The 332-nt window shown below is 51.5% G+C and carries 1 protein-coding gene; it reads right to left on the minus strand.

Annotated elements, in window-relative coordinates:
• A partial coding sequence (gene nrdD, locus H1S01_RS21030) for an anaerobic ribonucleoside-triphosphate reductase (protein ID WP_279287060.1) occupies window positions 1–332 on the minus strand: 332 nt, incomplete at both ends.

The following is a 332-nucleotide window of genomic DNA, read 5'->3' on the forward strand; positions in this document are numbered from 1 at the left end:
GAGCCATCGGGGTAGCGATATTCGGAGAACAGTTTCTTCAGGTTCTCACGGTCAAAGATAGATACGTTAGAAAACGGCGACTGCCCACTCGTGCGAAACTTGTTATTGGCCACGTGAACAAACTTCTGCCAGAGGTTTACGATGTAATCTTGGTCCTCAGCGTTTTCCGGATTGCGTCCTTCCTGTTTTAGATACCACGCAAGGTTGACGATAAGATCTCCGGGAGCCACCGCACCGGCAAACTCTTGACTCAGGTCCATCACTACCTCGGTCACTTGAGCCATAAAACTGTCCGAGCGTTTGGGCGGCAGACTCCGCAGTTGCCCATATGG

The sequence above is a fragment of the Heliobacterium chlorum genome (assembly GCF_014502795.1).
In the GTDB taxonomy this organism is placed as follows: domain Bacteria; phylum Bacillota; class Desulfitobacteriia; order Heliobacteriales; family Heliobacteriaceae; genus Heliobacterium; species Heliobacterium chlorum.